Origin of the sequence: Kamptonema formosum PCC 10802 (assembly GCF_000332335.1) — a bacterium.
Taxonomy (GTDB): domain Bacteria; phylum Cyanobacteriota; class Cyanobacteriia; order Cyanobacteriales; family Oscillatoriaceae; genus Oscillatoria.
In genome coordinates, this window is sequence record NZ_KB235948.1 from 4,968,954 (window position 1) to 4,986,440 (window position 17,487).

Here is a 17,487-nt window from a genome sequence, read left to right on the forward strand (position 1 = left end):
TTTTACATTTTTTAATAAACTTTTGCAAGTCTTGCGTTCGCCGCACTAATGTGCTAAAATAGAGCAGAACCTTGTCTAGCGCCTCACACAGCGGCACAGCAGGCGTGGCGCAGCCGGTAAATGGCAAAGTAACGGAGTGGGTGGATTGTGGCAAGCGGCAGGACGGGGTGTGCGCTGCTGGCGAGCGGGAGGGATGAACACTGCACCGGCACTGGAAAGCCGCCGGCTCTTGCCCCTGCTTGCTTCGCTTTGAGCATACAATGCGGATGCAACCGGATTCTATATTGTTGCGAGGGCCGGCAAACCATTTCAGGGCACAGGCATTGCCCTCACGTTCAAGAAATTGCTGAATTTGTGGCCGGTTCAGACGCCAGATATTGAGAGCGAACTCAGCGGGGCGCGCTGTCTTTATTATTTTCGCTCAATTCGCCAGAGATACAGCGAAGCGCTCGGGTGCCGGCGCGCCCCTGCTGTGCTGGGGGATAATTTTATCAATCAGAAGGATATCCGTTGCTGCAGGCTGAAAGTCGAGCGAGTGGGGGCGAGGTGGGGGCGGGTTTATAGAGCATCATTGAGGGGGAAACCCGCGCCCAGCCACCAGCATATATTTCGGGCTTTCCCCGTCTCTACAAAGAGATAGATATTTCGGGCAGACCGGCCTGTACAAAAAGGCGGGGGACTGAACTCAAGTAGGGCTCGCCGCGCTTTTCCCCGGAAACACCGACTCTGGGGAAATCGGAGTGAAACACCTGCCGGTGTGTCGGGCCTGCAAGCGCCTGCCAAATTTTATTCCTGAATATATTAACACCTCTTTGACGGGCTACATGTTCCTTGGGGCATAAGTCATCACTCATATTTTTTGCAGTATAAGCTCGAAAACATGACTCTTTAAATCCCTGTTTTCGGACAAATTTAAAGCCATCTTTCCTCATAAATATAGAGACATTTAACCTGGATAGCCTATATAAAAAAACTGGGGGTTGCATCCTTACTTTTGGAGTCGCAGAGCGATTTTATGGGTTCAGCAGGCGCGGGTTTACTGACAATCTTTCCAGCTGATATCTCGGAAAAACTCGCCCCGACTCAATAAACAAAACAGGCTTCCTCTGGCAGGTCAAAACAGCTGAGTTTGACTGGGGCGTGCTTTGTGCTGAAACGAAGCAGTGGATAGCCTGGTTGCCAAAAGAAAGCGAGGCTGACCCGCCGGCTAGCTGACAGGCAAAAGTGAGGGTGCGCCGTTTGGATTGGTTGAATAGAAAGGTGCAAACATGGTAAAGATCAGCGGCACATCCGGCACCGATTTTCTGGAAGGAACGCCGGATAAAGACACCCTTCAAGGACTGGGCGGCAGCGACACGATATTAGGTCTGGAAGCCGATGAAAATGCCAGTGGCAACACCGGCGATGACTGGATTGATGGCAACCAGGGCAGCGATACCATACATGGCGGGCAGCACAATGACACAGTGCGGGGGGGCAAAGGCAGTGACCTCCTGTTTTGCGACCGGCACGGCGGACGCCCTCTTTGGCGATTTGGGGCACGACACCGGCCTTGGCGGAGAGGGCAGCGACTCCCTATTTGGCAACCAAGGCAATGACTGGCTAGACGGCAACGAGGGCAGCGACAGCATTGCCGCCGGTCAGGACAGTGACACCGTGCGGGGGGGCAAAGATAACGACTTCATCTGCGGAGACAGAGGCAGTGACGCCCTCTATGGCGACCTGGGTGACGACACCGCCTGCGGCGGCAGCGACAGCGACCTCGTGTTTGGCAACAGTGGGGATGACTGGATTGATGGCAACCAGGGCGAGGATACCGTTTATGGCGGAGAAGACAGTGACACAGTGCGGGGTGGCCAGGGCAATGACGTGCTCTATGGCAACGCCGGCAGTGACGCCCTCTATGGCGACCCACCGCGATACAATTGCCGGCGGCGATGGAAACGACACCTTTTTTATTGGCAGGCGCAGCGATGTCCCAGGCTATCGCAGCACCGGTGGCCCGACTCTGGCAGATGCCGACTGGCTCACTGATTTTGACGCCAACAGCGATAAAATCGAGTTAATCGGCGGTTTGACCTCTGACGAGCTCAACGTCTTTGCCGGCACCGGCCAGTACGCCGGTCACACGATAATTCAAGATGCCGTCCTCGGCGAATATTTGGCGATCTTGCCCGGTGCGGACACCGGCACCCTCATCCTCGGCGCTTTCACCCAGCTTCCGCCGGCACCAACACCCGCACCGGCACCAACACCCGCACCGGCACCGGCACCGGCACCGGAACTAACACTGCCACCCATTCTCTCACCAACGCCAACACCAACACCGGCACCAACACCGGCACCAACACCGGCACCGCAATCCGGCACAGAAGACAGCGACACCCTCAAGGGCACACCCGGAAATGACAGCCTCAGCGGCAATGGTGGCAGCGACTCACTGTTTGGCGATGCCGGCAGTGATATCCTGAATGGCGATACAGGCAACGACACCCTAACAGGCGGAAAAGGCAGTGACACCTTTATCGGCGGTGGTGGTGCCGACACTATCACAGATTTTGACACAGCAGAAGATGTCATACAGGTGCCACAAGGCGTTTCCACTGCTGACACTGTTCCGGCAGAAAATGGCGCAACTCAACTCAATATCAGCCCAACAGACCAGATTACAGTCATTTCTGACACTCCTCTAACTGGGGAAAATCTAGTCGAAACTCCAACACCAACACCAACAGCGGCACCAACACCGGCACCGGCACCAACTCCCGCACCGGCACCGGCACCAACTCCCGCACCAACTCCCGCACCAGCGGAGAACGACCTGCCGGTGCCGGTGACAGATACCGCCACCACTGATGAGGACACTCCAGTTTCTCTTTCTGTGCTGGAGAACGATACCGATATTGAGGGGGATGCGCTCACCCTCAGCGACTACACCGCACCGCAAAACGGCACGCTTAGCGAAAATGAAGACGGCACATTAACGTATACGCCGGCTGCTAATTTCAATGGCAGCGACAGCTTCAATTATACGGTAGCTGACAGCAATGGAGGCACAGCAATCGGCACCGTAAATCTTACCGTCAATCCCGTAAACGACATGCCGGTGCCGGTGACAGATACCGCCACCACTGATGAGGACACTCCAGTTTCTCTTTCTGTGCTGGAGAACGATACCGATATTGAGGGGGATGCGCTCACCCTCAGCGAATACACCGCACCGCAAAACGGCACGCTTAGCGAAAATGAAGACGGCACATTAACGTATACGCCGGCTGCTAATTTCAATGGCAGCGACAGCTTCAATTATACGGTAGCTGACAGCAATGGAGGCACAGCAACCGGCACCGTAAATCTGACCGTCAATCCCGTAAACGACATGCCGGTGCCGGTGACAGATACCGCCACCACTGATGAGGACACTCCAGTTTCTCTTTCTGTGCTGGAGAACGATACCGATATTGAGGGGGATGCGCTCACCCTCAGCGAATACACCGCACCGCAAAACGGCACGCTTAGCGAAAATGAAGACGGCACATTAACGTATACGCCGGCTGCTAATTTCAATGGCAGCGACAGCTTCAATTATACGGTAGCTGACAGCAATGGAGGCACAGCAACCGGCACCGTAAATCTGACCGTCAATCCCGTAAACGACATGCCGGTGCCGGTGACAGATACCGCCACCACTGATGAGGACACTCCAGTTTCTCTTTCTGTGCTGGAGAACGATACCGATATTGAGGGGGATGCGCTCACCCTCAGCGAATACACCGCACCGCAAAACGGCACGCTTAGCGAAAATGAAGACGGCACATTAACGTATACGCCGGCTGCTAATTTCAATGGCAGCGACAGCTTCAATTATACGGTAGCTGACAGCAATGGAGGCACAGCAACCGGCACCGTAAATCTTACCGTCAATCCCGTAAACGACATGCCGGCGATCGGCGAGATTCCCAACCTGACTGTTAATCAAGATACTGGCACCGGAGAGATTGCTTTCACTATAAACGATCCAGACAATGACCTTGGTAATTTAAGTGTTACAGCAAGTTCCTCAAATCCCTCGTTAGTGGGAGATGAGAGTATCTCTTTAGGGGGTAGCGGGACAGACCGAACTGTGAGTGTTACCCCAACTGCCGGTCAGTTTGGCACCGCCACGATTACGCTGAGTGTCAGCGACGGCACAGATACCATCAGCCAGACGTTTGATGTTACCGTCAACGGCTTGCCGGTGGCGAGTGATGACACGCTGGGGCCAGTGTTTTTGAGCAGCCCCCTGGAGATTGCGGTAGCGGATTTGATTGCCAACGATACCGATCCGGAAGGGGGTGCGCTGACGGTACAGGCGGTGTCGGACGCGGTGAATGGCAGCGTGTCGCTGGAGGGCGGCGTCGTTACTTTCCAAGCGCAAAAGGACTTTTCTGGAACCGCCTCGTTTGAGTATACGGTAGACGACGGCAGTGGCGGAACGGACACAGCAACAGTGACGCTAGCGGTGGCTTCAGTACTGGAGTTGAGCGAGATAGCAGCCGGCAGCGGCGTGCCGGCAGGCACTGGGGGCTTTGCCATGAGTGGCGAGGCGGAAGGAGATAATGCCGGTGGGGCGGTGTCGGGTGCGGGCGACCTGAACAGCGACGGTTTTGCTGATCTGCTTGTGGGCGCACGTCTGGCTGATGCCAGCGGGGCTGACTCCGGAAAAACCTATGTGGTGTTTGGCAAACCGGACTTTCAGGCGGTTTCCCTGGGCGAGGTAGCAGCTGGCACCGGCGGTTTTGTCATTAATGGCGAAGCGGCGGGGGACTGGTCGGGCCATGCGGTGTCGAGTCTGGGGGATATAGCATTATTCACTTAGGTTAAAACAGACGGACAGGCGAGACGCCTGTCCTACGCCTTTTATAGCAGCCGACAATTGGGCGCGAACATCAATCCTATGGCGCATGGCCTTTAAAACCCGCGCAGGCGGGTTTTGTCTGTATAGCTGCGGTTCCCCTGCGGTTGTAGCCGCCCTTGGCGGCTACAACCGCCCAGAGACTTTGGCCAATGCGATGATGCCCAATGCCCAATGCGATGATGCCCAATGCCCATGTACTAACCTAAGTACATACTGCTATATCAGCGGCGACGGCATTTCTGACCTGATTGTTGGGGCTCCCAATGCCGGCTCGAACGGGGATAATGCAGGGAAAGCCTATGTGGTTTTCGGCAAGGCAGATGGCACGCCGGTCAACTTAAGCGATGTAGCAAGCGGCACCGGCGGGTTTGCCATGATTGGCGAGACAGCAGGAGACGGTGCCGGCATGTCCGTCAATGCGGTTGGGGATGTGAGTGGCGATGGCATTGGGGACCTGATTGTCAGCGCTATTGGTGCCGATCCCAACGGGAGTAACTCCGGAAAATCGTATGTGGTGTTCGGCAAAGCGGACAGCGGGACAGTGAATCGAGCGCGACGTGGCAGCCGGCACTGGCGGGTTTGCCATCAATGGTGAGGCGGCAGGGGATAACTCCGGCACTTCTGTAGGCGCTGCCGGGGATCTCAACGGTGACGGGCTTGCTGACGTAATCGTTGGCTCGCCCGGTGCTGACGCCAGCGGGGTGGCTGACGCGGGGAAAGCCTATGTGGTTTTCGGCAAGGCAGACGGCACGCCGGTCAGCTTGAGCGAGGTGGCCAGCGGCAGCGGCGGGTTTGCCATTATTGGAGAAAAGGCCGGCAACCGCACCGGCGTTTCTGTCAGTGGCGGCGGGGATATCAACGGCGACGGGATTGGCGACCTGATTGTCGGCGCGCGCGGTGCCGACCCCAACGGGACCAACTCCGGGAGAACCTATGTGGTGTTTGGCAAGACAGACTCTCAGGCGGTTGACTTAAGCGATGTGGCAGCGGGGGCTGGGGGCTTTGTCATTGACGGCGAGTCGCCGCAAGACTATTCTGGACGTCCGGTGAGGATGGCGGGAGATATCAACGGCGACGGGTTAGATGACCTGCTTTTGGGCGTTGGCCAGGATGACCCGGTGGGGATTAACTCCGGGCGGTCTTATGTGGTGTTTGGCAAGGCAGACGGCGCAGCGCTGAATCTGAGCGATGTGGCGAGCGGTATTGGCGGCTTTGCCATCAATGGCGAGTCGCCAGACGATCGTGCCGGGAACGGATTGAAGGCGGCGGGGGATGTTAACGGCGACGGTTTCGCTGACCTGACTGTCGGGGCGAATCAGGCGGAAGGGAACGGGACTGACTCGGGGAAAGCCTATGTGGTTTTCGGAGGCGATTTCACCGGCGCAGTCACCGGCAGTGGGGGTGCCGGTGACGACACCCTCACCGGCACAGCAGACAGCGATGCCCTCGTCGGCGGTGCCGGGAATGACACCCTCACCGGCAGCGGTGGCCCTGACGTCCTGTACGGAGGTGCCGGTGATGATATACTCGCAGTCAGCGACCATGATTTCCGCCGCATCAGTGGCGGGGCGGGCACCGACACCCTGCGGCTGGATGGCAGCGGCCTCAGTCTCGACTTGACGGCCATTTCTGACCTGCGAATTGCTGGCATCGAAAGGATCGACCTCACCGGCAGCGCCAGCAACAGCCTCACCTTGGGCCTGAGCGACGTGTTCGCCCTGTCCGCTCCCGGCAACCAGCTCCTCGTTGAGGGGGTTGCCGGCAACCAGGTGTCTTTTGCGGGACAGGGCTGGACTGCTGCCGGCACCGCCACACTGGATGGCAACACTTACAGCCAGTACACCCTGGGCGGGGCAGCGGTGCTAGTAGATACCGACATCACCGCAACCCTGTAGGGGCCGGTTTGCCTTCAAGGAAGCCGGTGGCGTGCTACGGGCGGGCTTCCCACGAGATAGCTTCTCATAGGAAAAATTCTCTATAAACCCGCCCGTAGCTGAGAAATTGTCAAGATTTCCTCACAACCTGTGAGAGGGGGCAGCCCGAGCGGGGCTGCCTTTTTATGCGGCGGACCGTGGGGGGAAGCGCTGTCCGCCCCGAAAAGCGAATCGCAATGTTACTGGCTGTTAAGGCTACAACAGGAAGACTTAGCCGTAAAATTGTGAGATAGCCGAAGCTTCGCTAAATAAGATCCTATGAGTTCGCTACTGCAATCGTCAGATCAGGCCATTTCTATAACCCCATCCGATCTCTTTCTGCGACATCGCCTCAAAATCGTAGAAGACCTGTGGGAATCTGTGCTGCGATCCGAGTGCGGTCAGCAACTGGTAGACCTGCTCCAGAGACTGCGCGACCTGTGCTCGCCGGAAGGACAAGCGCCCAACTTCATGGGGTCAGAAGTCTTGCAGGTCGTGGAAAAGCTGGATATTAATGACGCCATTCGCTCCGCTCGCGCTTTTGCCCTGTACTTCCAGCTGATTAATATTCTCGAACAGCACTACGAGCAGCGGGAGCAGTTGCGAAGCGGCAAGAGCGGGCGGGCGAGCGCCTCGGGCAACGGGGTGGGGGCTCAGATATTCCCCAAACCAGAGGTAGAGCGGTTTAGTGGCGGACCGGAAGCGGACTTGCTGGAAAAAAGCTGGCAGGATTCCAACATGCCGCACCGGGAAGGGGGCAGCTTCGGGTCCCTGTTCCCCAAACTGCGCAGCCTCAACGTTCCGCCGAACAAGATCCAGAAATTGCTAGACGGGCTGGACGTGCGGCTGGTGTTTACCGCTCACCCGACGGAAATTGTCCGCCAGACGATTCGCGAAAAGCAGCGGCGCGTCGCCAGAATTTTGCAACAGCTGGACGCTCTCGAAGAAAGCGCCAGTCTGGAGACGGATTTCGGGGGATCGCAGGTGAGCCCCGCCTGGGAGTCTTCCCTGGAAGCCAAAGCCCTCACCGAACAGCTGACCGAGGAAATTCGCCTCTGGTGGCGGACTGACGAGCTGCACCAGTTCAAACCCACCGTCCTCGATGAGGTGGAATACACCCTGCACTACTTCAATGAGGTGCTGTTTGATGTGGTGCCGCAATTTTACCAGCGCCTGAAGCGCTGTTTGCAGGTGTCTTTCCCCCACCTGCAGGCTCCCAAGTACAACTTCTGCACCTTCGGCTCCTGGGTGGGCGCGGACCGGGATGGCAACCCGTCGTGCACGCCGGCGGTGACTTGGCAAACCGCCTGCTACCAGCGCCAGCAGGTTCTGGATAAGTACATTTACTCCGTGGGGTTCTTGACTCGGCAGCTGAGCGTGTCCCTGCACTGGAGCGATGTCCTGCCGGAACTGCTGGAATCCCTGGAACAGGACCGGCTGCAAATGCCAGAGGTGTACGAACAGCTGGCGATTCGCTACCGGCAGGAACCCTACCGCCTGAAGCTGGCTTATGTGTGCAAGCGCCTGGAGAACACCCGCGAGCGCAACCGGCGTCTGTACACCGGCGAAGAAGACTGGCAGCGCCGCAGCCCAGAAACGAACCCGGCCTCGATTTACCGCTCAGGAGCCGAATTTTTGGCAGAATTGCGGCTGGTTCAGCGCAATTTGGCCTCAACGGGACTGACCTGTCGCGAGCTGGAAACCCTGATCTGTCAGGTGGAAATTTTTGGCTTCTCGCTAGCAGGGCTGGATATCCGTCAGGAATCTTCCGTCCACTCAGACGCCCTGACGGAAATCGCTGAATACTTGCAAGTTTTGCACCTTCCTTACAGGGAACTGTCGGAAGTTCAGCGCTCCCTGTGGCTGGCCACTGAACTGCAAACCCGACGCCCCCTGATTCCCGGGGAACTGCCGTTTTCGGAAAAAACCCGCGAGACGGTGGAAACTTTCCGCATCGTGCGCGCCCTGCAGCAAGAGTTTGGCCAGGAAATATGCCAGACTTACATCATCAGCATGAGCCACGATGCCAGCGACTTGCTAGAAGTGCTGCTGCTGGCCAAAGAAGCCGGCCTCTACGACCCAGCGACGGGGGTTTGCAGCATTCAGGTGGTCCCGCTGTTTGAAACGGTGGAGGACCTGAAAAACGCACCGTCGGTGATGCAAAGTTTGTTTGAGCTGCCGTTCTACCGCGCTATGCTCGCCGGCGGCTATGCCAAGATGCAGGGGATCTCTTGCAATGTAGACCGCCACAGCAATGCCGGTCCGGCGCAGTCTTTGCAGGAAGTGATGCTGGGCTATTCCGACAGCAACAAGGATTCGGGTTTCCTCAGCAGCAACTGGGAAATCCACAAAGCTCAGAAAGCGCTGCAGAAAATGGCTGAGCAGTATGGGGTGCAGCTGCGCATCTTCCACGGGCGCGGGGGTTCTGTGGGGCGCGGGGGTGGCCCAGCCTATGAGGCGATCCTGGCTCAGCCTTCTGAGAGCGTCAACGGGCGGATTAAAATTACTGAACAGGGGGAAGTGCTGGCGTCGAAGTACACGCTGCCAGATTTGGCGATTTACAATCTGGAAAATATCGCCACGGCTGTGATTCAATCGAGTTTGCTCGGCACCGGCTTTGATGACATCGAGCCCTGGAAGGAAATTATGGAGGAGCTGGCGGACCGCTCCCGGGCTCACTACCGCGCCCTGATTTACGAGCAGCCGGATTTTATTGAATTTTTCCACCAAGTGACGCCGATTGATGAAATCAGCCAGCTGCAAATCTCTTCGCGACCGGCTCGCCGGCGCACCGGCAAGAAGGATTTGGGGACTCTGCGGGCGATTCCTTGGGTGTTCAGCTGGACGCAAACTCGCTTCCTGCTCCCGTCTTGGTACGGCGTGGGGACGGCTGTGCAAACCTTCTTGGACGAACAGCCCGAAGAGCACATGAAGCTGCTTCGCTATTTCTATTTCAAGTGGCCTTTCTTCAGGATGGTGATTTCTAAGGTGGAAATGACTCTGGCGAAAGTGGATATGGAGATCGCCCACCACTATGTGCGGGAATTGGCTAAACCGGCTGACAGGGCGCGCTTGGAGGCTCTGTTTGAGCAAATTGCCAGCGAATACAACCTGACGCGCGATTTGGTTCTGGCTATCACCGGCCACAAGCGCCTGCTGGATGGCGATCCTGTCCTGCAGCGCTCGGTGCAGCTCCGCAATGGCACGATTGTCCCTCTCGGGTTGCTGCAAGTCTCCCTGCTGAAACGCTTGCGCCAGCACGGCAGCAGTGCTGTGCCAGGAGTGATCCACTCGCGCTACAGCAAGGCGGAATTGCTGCGCGGGGCTCTGCTGACGATTAATGGCATCGCGGCTGGGATGCGAAATACCGGGTGATTGGTTTGTATTAGGAACCGCCAAGACGCAGAGGACGCCAAGGGAAGAGAGAGGAGGTAAGAAGAGGGATTAAGCGGATGCTGGGGAGGGGCGGTGAGGCGAATGCTGGTTTGCAGTTTGGTGGCGGTGGTGTCGGGACTGTCTGGGTCGTACCTGGGCGGGCAAATCAGCATGGCTTCTCGCACCGGCCAGTGCCAGGGGGTGCCGCCGGGATTTGAATCGGTCTGCACGGTTGTGGTGACGCCTGCGGCGCTGTGGCGAGGCAGCACGGCGGGGCTGTGGGTGGGAAGTATTTTGGGGGCGTTTGCGGGGGGGCTGGCCACCCGCAAGGGGGCGGGGGAGAGGGGAGATGTGACAGGGGAGGAGTGAGGGGAACTGCCGGCAACTTTTTGACGTTGAGCACAGCAGAGCGTCGCAGTAGAATTGTTTCAATCCCGTTGCCGGGATTGCTTGGCCTAAAAATATGCCTCTGCTGCCCCCTGCTGAAATGATTATCGCCTTGATTTCGGCAGATTTACACAACCCTTGATGCTCCCTTTAGTTGCACAGCCACTGGGCTTCTGTTATCCTTACTCCCAAGTTGATTTTTATGCTGAACGCGCACAACTGGCAGTCTGAATTTGTCTTGCCGGCAGCATGGCTGGTAGCCGCCGGCGCAGTTATGCCTTGGGCGCTGACACCACCGGCACTCGCTCAAGCAAAGTTTAACGACATGCAAGGCCACTGGGCGCAAGCCTGCGCCGAGCAGCTGGCTTCCAAACAGATTGTCAGCGGCTTCGAGGATGGAACTTTCCGCCCTGCCACACCGGTAAAGCGGGCAGAGTTTGCAGTGATGATTGACAGGGCTTTCCCTGATGCGGCACCGGTACGCGAGGCGATCAGATTTGCGGATATCCCCACCGATTATTCGGCGGCAGGGGCTATTGAGCGAAGCTATCGTGCGGGCTTTCTGTCAAGCTATTCTCTGGAAATATTCAACCCTAACAAACCTATCTCTCGCCTGCAAGTTGTGCAGAGTTTGGTGAGTGGGTTGAAGTATTCGCCTAGCAAGCCGGTCAGCGAAACGCTGCAGGCGACTTATGCGGATGCGGCTGGCATTCCCAGTGCAGCCGAGCAGGCCATAGCCGCCGCGACAGAAAAAGGTCTGGTGGTGAATTATCCCAATCCCAAACAGTTCAATGGCGGTCAAGCAGCGACTCGGGCAGAAGTGGCAGCATTTCTCTGTCAAGCGCTGCTCAAACCCGGACAGACGGCTTTGGTGCCGGTCCAGTATATTGCTGGGGTGAAGCCGCCAACTCCAGCGCCGGCAGCAGCAGCGCCGGCGACTAGAACGCCGGCAGCGCCGGCTCCCGCAACACCCGCTCCTGCAGCGCCGGCGACTAGAACGCCGGCAGCGCCGGCTCCCGCAACACCCGCTCCTGCAGCGCCGGCGGCGGCAACACCGGCACCGGCAGCGCCGGCGGCGGCAACACCGGCACCGGCAGCGCCGGCGGCGGCGAGGGCAACCAAGACTATTGAAACCGGCAGCGTGCGGGCAGAATTTTCTTACCAGATAAAAGAGGGCAGCGACACTGGCAGCAACTGGCGTTTGAAAATCCTCCGGGGGGGCAAAACGCTGACAGACGAGCCGGTGCTGGTGTCAGCGCGGGTACAGGGAGAGAGCAGCATTGGGGAGGCGCAGCGGGTGTCAGAAGGCCGGCTGTTAAATCTGGTGGTGAGGGATATCGATGCCGATCGGGAACCGGAAGTGATTCTGGATTTAGCGACAGGCAAAAGCGGCGATAGCTGCTGTTCCTATTCCTTAATTTATGACTACCTGCCCATCCTCAACAAATACACGTTCATCGAACAGTTTTGGGGGAATGTAGGCTACCAGGTCAAAGATGTGGAGGGGGATGGCATCCCAGAATTTGAAAGCCAGGATCAGCGATTTGCCCGCGTTTTGGATATCCCCGCTGAAGACGTTCGCTTGCCGAAGCGCATCTGGCACTACCGGCAGGGCGAGATGGTGGATGTGACCAGGCAATATCCCCAGTTAGTCTACGAGCAAGCCAAACAGCTGTGGCAGACTTTTTTGGAGCGTCGCAGCCAAAATAAAGAGGTGAGAGGAATTTTAGCAGCTTATTTGGCGAACAAACACTTGCTGGGTGAGGACGCCGAGGGCTGGCAGCTGGTGGGGCAAGTATACCAGGGCACAGATCGGGACTCGTACTTCGCACAGCTGCGGCAGCTGTTTGCCACCTTAGGCTATGTTACCGCCAGCGCCCAGGAGAAAAAGCCGGAACTGCTCAACACTTTCACGGGGGTGTCGAACCCGGCGTTTTCTGTGGCAGTCAGTCCGGATGGCAAAACTCTGGCGGTTGGGTCTAATAAAGATATCCAGCTGTGGGATCTCAGTGCCGGCCAGTTGAGAAGCACGCTGTCCGGACACGGGGGCAATGTTTGGTCTGTGGCGATTAGCTCGGACGGGCAGACTCTGGCCAGCTGCAGTGGCGACACGACGGTTAAGCTGTGGGATTTGGCTACCGGCAAGCAGACGCGCAGTTTGTCGCACGGCAGCTGGGTGAATTTTGTCGCCATCAGTCCGGACGGGCAGACGGTGGCCAGCGCTTACAGGACGCTGAAGCTGTGGAATAAAGCCAGCGGCGAACTGCGGCAGGCGGTAGACGGTTTCGGGCCGGTGATTTTTAGCCCGGATGGCAAGCAGCTGATCGGCAGCGACGGGCGCGGCAATGTCCAGCTGCTCGACCCAGCGACCGGCGCGGTGCAGCGCACTTTCTCCACTGCAGATCATTCGGGAGAGGGGATGAAGTTGATGGCCATCAGTCCGGACGGGCAAACCTTGGCCAGTCTCAGGAGCGGGTCAAATACGATTAAGCTGTGGAATCTGAACACCGGCGACATGCAGCGCACCCTCGACGGCAAGGTGGAGGGAATTAGCGCTATGGCGATTAGCCCGGATGGGAAGCTGCTGGCCACTGCTACTGGCACCGGCAAGATTCAGGTGTGGGATTTGGGTGCCGGTGAGCTGGCGCTGTCTTTCGAGAGCCACTCGCAACAGGTGAGCGGGCTGGCTTTCGGGCCCGACCGCCTGCTGGTTAGCGTCGGGGCTGACAGAGCCAATGACCGTCCGGAAGGCGCGATGAGCATCAAAACTTGGCGGCTGCCCTCTTGAGATGTCTTGCATCTAATTAGCAATATTGCGGGGTTTGCGGGAGAGGTGGGAGAGCGTTATGGAAATATAAATAAACTGCTCTCGCCCAGCTGCCAGCCCCTTTTATTCGGAAATTTAATTGTTACTATTTTGGAGGCGAGCAGGCCGGCATAAATAAACAGAACATCAACAGATCGGGTTTCTTAAAGAAACCCGGTTTCTGGTTCTGGTTCTCGCCGCACCGGTTTTGTGTGGGGGCGCGACGGGCGAGTTCTGCATACTGGGCTTGATACGCGCTGTGATACATTGCACAAGAGACTTTGCACGCAACCGCTTTACCGGCAGAGAAAAGCTCACAATGCCGGTGCTTGCGGAAGTCATGTTATAACTAGGCGAAAACAATTCAGGATAACGCAGTAAACCTGGGGGTTTTCAAGAAAGCAGGGTATATAGACGTAGGGCAGGCGTCCCGCCCCCCCTGAAGGTCTAATATTCTAATCTAAGTGGCTACTGCTATAAATGTGGTTTTTTCCGGCTTATTTTAGGGACAGTAAGCGATCGCGGGTGGGGCGATCGCAGCAAGAGACGCCGCCGCGCCGCTAGAGGTTCTTTTGTTGCAGTAAGGGCACCACTGCTGTGCGGGGCTGGATGGGTTCCCAGAACTCTTCAGCCCGATTTGGTGGTTGGACGCCGGCACCGGCGGCAGTTTCATCCAAACAGCCGGCTCCACTTTCAGCCCTGAGAGGGATTTCGTTTCCAGCTAGCAGAACAATCATAAATATAGAGGATGAGCGTCATATAGAACAGCGTTAAACCCTTTCTCGCTTCACTCGCTACAGGTCAGTTGCTGCATGCTTCCGCACGCGCAGGGGTCCTGCTGCCGGTGAGAGGGAAATTGCTATTAATACTCACGCCACCTTGACTCTGCAGAGCCTAAAAGCTTGACGAGGTAAATACCATCATGTTTCAGAACGCGGGAATGATGCCGCACAAGTGCGGCACGCAATTCTGGCTAGCCCAAATTCCAGCAGGTCAGCCGGCAACCTCCCCCGAAACAGCAGGGCTTATGTTTTTAAGCCCGCAGTTCTTCGTGGCATTAATCGCCGGCGTTATCATGGCCTTCGGCTTCCAATTCCTGCTGACAAACTTATCCGTAGCTGCCAAAATTTCCGACGGGGACGCCTTAGAGCTGTCCGATGATGATGACAGCTTCGGCGAGCGAGTCCGCCAGATTGGAGTGAGAGCCGGGTCTTGGATTTTCCTGACCGTCAACATAGCCATCTTCCTGGCTTGCTATCTAGCCGTAAAACTCACCTTTATTAGCAGCGTGACTGTAGGGGCAATTATTGGCATTGTCATCTGGTCAGCCTACTTCTTGCTGCTATTCTGGATGAGCTCTACTGCGGTCGGTGCCTTTATCGGTTCCCTCATGAAAGCGGCGACTGCCGGCTTTAAAGGAGTTGCGGACACAGCAGCCACAGCTGTGGCCGGCAGCGCTGCGAACCAGCAGATTGTCAGTACCGTAGAAGCCTCCTTCGCAGCAGTGCGCCGCGATCTCGGTTCGGCGCTTGACCCCACCGGCTTTCGCGAAACGGTAGAAGACTACCTGAAAAATTTGCAGCCGCCAAAGCTAGACCTGAAAAAGATTCGCAAGGACTTTGAAAACTTGCTCAGCGATGCGGATGTCAAATCCCTGGCGGGAAGTGACCTGCTCAGCGGAGTGAACCGGCAGACCTTTGCCGATTTAATTCGCAGCCGCACCGATTTGTCTAAATCAGACATTAACCGGCTCGCAGACCAGCTGCAAGAAGCTTGGCAGCAAGCCGCCGGTCAGCAACAGCAAAAAGACCGCAATGTCGGCTTAATTGACTTACTGCAATTTGCCGCACCCGAGCTGCGAGATAGGCTGCCTCAACTGAGTGAAAATCGCGAAGAAAAATCAGAAGGCGGTGGCGGCGTCCTGCAGCGAGTTGCGCAGGTGGGCGCAAACGCCGCAGCCGCCGCAGTGCTGGCGCGGACAGACATTTCCGATTTAAATGCCGAAAAACTTTCCGGTCAGCTGCAGCAGCTGAAAGAGCAAGCGACAGAGCAAGTTAAAACCATAGCCGGTCAGGTAGCAGACAAACTGCCGGCGCAACCCCAGCACACCATTAAAGCAGATGTAGAAGACTACCTGCTCAATTCCAAACCCTGGCACCTGAACCGAGAAACTCTCAAGTCGGAATTCCAAGAGGTCATTCACGACCCCGAAGCGGCTCCCGGAGAAATTCGCCGGCAGATAGAGCAGCTGAATCGGGACTTTTTCACCGGCGCGCTCAATCGCCGGGGCGATTTCACCCCGGAACGAGTCGCGGAAATTGCCGACCAGCTGGAAAGCATCCGCAACGAAGTGTTTGAAACAGTCCGGACCGGCGAGTCGCAAGAAGAGTCGCAAGCGCTGCGGAGTCTGGTAGAAGAGTATCTCGGCTCGACTCCCAAAGAACAGCTGACCCCAGAAAACATCGATCGCGATTTCAAGGGACTTCTAGAAGACGCCGATATCGATTTTGAGACACTGCAGCAGCGCCTGTCTCAATTTGACCGCGACACTTTAGCGCAAATGCTCAGCCAGCGTTCCGACTTCAGCCAAGAAGAAGCCCAGCAGCTTATCGGCCAGCTAGAAAGCGCCCGCGACCGCGTTTTGTCAGACGCTCGCGAACTCGGAGAGCGGATGAAATCCGAAGCGCAAAGCCTGCGGGAGAGAGTAGAAGCCTATCTGCGCGATACCAACCAAGAAGAGCTGAACCCCGACGCCATCAAGCGCGATTTCCAAACCCTGTTTGAAGATCCGAAAGCTGGGCTGAAAGCGCTGCGAGACCGGCTCTCTCAATTTGACCGCGACACCCTGGTGAAACTGCTCAGCCAGCGGGAAGACCTCAGCGAAGAGCGCGTCAATCAAATTATTGACCGCATTGAAGAAGTGCGGGACAGCATCATTAAAGTGCCGCAAACCGTTGCGGATAAAGCTAAGGAGCAGTACGGCAGCATCACCGGCAAGATTGGCGATTACCTGCGCCAGACGAATCTGGAAGAACTCGACCCAGAAGGCATCAAGCGGGATTTCGCAGAACTGTTCCAGCACCCGAAAGAAGGGGCTAAGGCGCTGCGAGAAAGACTCGCTCAGATAGATCGAGAAACTTTGGTGGCGCTGCTCAGCCAGCGGGAAGACTTGAGCGAGGAGAAAGTCAATCAGATTATCGACCGGGTGCAAGAGGCTATTGACAGCATTGTGAGAGCGCCGCGCCGGCTGGCAACTCGCACCCAAGAAACAGTGCGCGATTTCCAAGCGAATCTGGAAAACTACCTGCGCAACACGCACAAGGAAGAACTCAATCCCGAAGGCATCAAGCGAGATTTGCAGCTGCTGCTCAAAGATCCGCGAGCGGGAGTGGAGAGTCTCGGCGATCGCCTCTCGCAGTTCGACCGCTCTACTTTGGTGGCGCTCCTGTCGCAGCGTCAGGATATATCCGAAGAGGAAGCCAACCAGATTGCAGATCGAATTGTATCGGTTCGCGACCAGTTTGCGGAACAGGCTCACAAGGTTCAGGAGAAAATCCAATCGGCGGCTGACGCCATTTCTGCCCGCATCCGGGATTACCTGAATTCCCTGGAGCGCCCTGAACTGAACTATGAGGGCATCAAGCAAGACTTCCGCAAACTGTTTGAAGATCCGCAAGCGGGATTTGACGCGATCAAGGAGCGGCTCAGCCAATTCGACCGGGGGACTTTGGTGGCTATTCTCAGCTCTCGCGAGGATATTTCTGAGGAAGATGCGAACAGGATTGCCGACCAAATTGAATCCGTGCGGGACAGCGCGATAAAACGCGCTGATCGCCTGCAAGAGGCAGCGAAGAAACGCATCAAAGAGCTGAAGCATAAGGCTAAGGAGCAGGCGGAAAACACCCGCGAAGCCGCAGCAGTTGCTGCTTGGTGGCTGTTTGGTACGGCTCTCACCTCGGCGGTGGCGGCGGCGCTGGCAGGAGCTATCGCTGTAGCCGGTATCCCCGGAATAGTGGGTTAAAGATTTAAGGACTCTTAAGCGAAGATTCTTTAATAAGGGGCTGGCATGATGCCGGCCTTTTTTTTGGCCGGTGTGTTCTGGCAGCTTG

The 17,487-nt window shown here is 56.9% G+C and carries 11 protein-coding genes; 10 read left to right on the forward strand and 1 reads right to left on the reverse strand.

Annotated features, from left to right (window positions below; genetic code table 11):
• Positions 1-71: 71 nt before the first annotated feature.
• The 9 genes from OSC10802_RS55775 (at position 72) to OSC10802_RS41185 (ending at position 13,360) form a co-directional block, all read left to right on the forward strand.
• The gene (locus tag OSC10802_RS55775) at positions 72-197 is read left to right on the forward strand and encodes a hypothetical protein (protein ID WP_255349160.1); all 126 of its coding nucleotides are present in this window, start codon (positions 72-74) and stop codon (positions 195-197) included.
• 1,071 nt (positions 198-1,268) lie between these two features.
• Positions 1,269-1,598 carry a calcium-binding protein gene (locus OSC10802_RS50565; protein WP_071593329.1) on the forward strand — a complete coding sequence of 110 codons (330 nt, stop codon included), beginning with the start codon at positions 1,269-1,271 and terminating at the stop codon, positions 1,596-1,598.
• A complete protein-coding gene (locus tag OSC10802_RS54710; RefSeq protein ID WP_232731722.1) occupies positions 1,486-2,034 on the forward strand; it encodes a calcium-binding protein in 549 nt (182 codons plus the stop codon). The genes OSC10802_RS50565 and OSC10802_RS54710 overlap by 113 nt, the downstream gene beginning before the upstream one ends.
• 136 nt (positions 2,035-2,170) lie before the next feature.
• Positions 2,171-4,858, forward strand: a complete 2,688-nt coding sequence (locus OSC10802_RS53165; protein WP_304412232.1) for a tandem-95 repeat protein — start codon at positions 2,171-2,173, stop codon at positions 4,856-4,858.
• 85 nt (positions 4,859-4,943) lie between these two features.
• Positions 4,944-5,492, forward strand: coding sequence for an integrin alpha (locus OSC10802_RS44650; protein WP_052334321.1), 549 nt, complete (start codon positions 4,944-4,946; stop codon positions 5,490-5,492).
• Positions 5,455-6,792 (forward strand): FG-GAP-like repeat-containing protein, encoded by a 1,338-nt coding sequence (locus tag OSC10802_RS41180; RefSeq protein WP_017718887.1) that lies wholly within the window; start codon positions 5,455-5,457, stop codon positions 6,790-6,792. The genes OSC10802_RS44650 and OSC10802_RS41180 overlap by 38 nt, the downstream gene beginning before the upstream one ends.
• A 297-nt stretch (positions 6,793-7,089) precedes the next feature.
• Complete coding sequence (ppc, locus tag OSC10802_RS0121795) at positions 7,090-10,185, forward strand: phosphoenolpyruvate carboxylase (RefSeq protein ID WP_017718888.1); 3,096 nt, start codon at positions 7,090-7,092, stop codon at positions 10,183-10,185.
• A gap of 102 nt (positions 10,186-10,287) precedes the next feature.
• A complete protein-coding gene (locus tag OSC10802_RS0121800) occupies positions 10,288-10,554 on the forward strand; it encodes a hypothetical protein (protein ID WP_017718889.1) in 267 nt (88 codons plus the stop codon).
• Positions 10,555-10,774: 220 nt separating this feature from the next.
• A complete protein-coding gene (locus OSC10802_RS41185) occupies positions 10,775-13,360 on the forward strand; it encodes an S-layer homology domain-containing protein (RefSeq protein ID WP_044171322.1) in 2,586 nt (861 codons plus the stop codon).
• Between the two features lie 520 nt (positions 13,361-13,880).
• Here OSC10802_RS41185 and OSC10802_RS50600 read toward each other — a convergent pair.
• On the reverse strand, positions 13,881-14,069 hold the full coding sequence (locus OSC10802_RS50600) for a hypothetical protein (protein ID WP_155968187.1): 189 nt from the start codon (positions 14,067-14,069) through the stop codon (positions 13,881-13,883).
• A 231-nt stretch (positions 14,070-14,300) separates the two neighbouring features.
• Here OSC10802_RS50600 and OSC10802_RS0121820 point away from each other — a divergent pair, with 231 nt between their 5' ends.
• A complete protein-coding gene (locus tag OSC10802_RS0121820; protein WP_017718891.1) occupies positions 14,301-17,399 on the forward strand; it encodes a hypothetical protein in 3,099 nt (1,032 codons plus the stop codon).
• Positions 17,400-17,487: the final 88 nt, after the last annotated feature.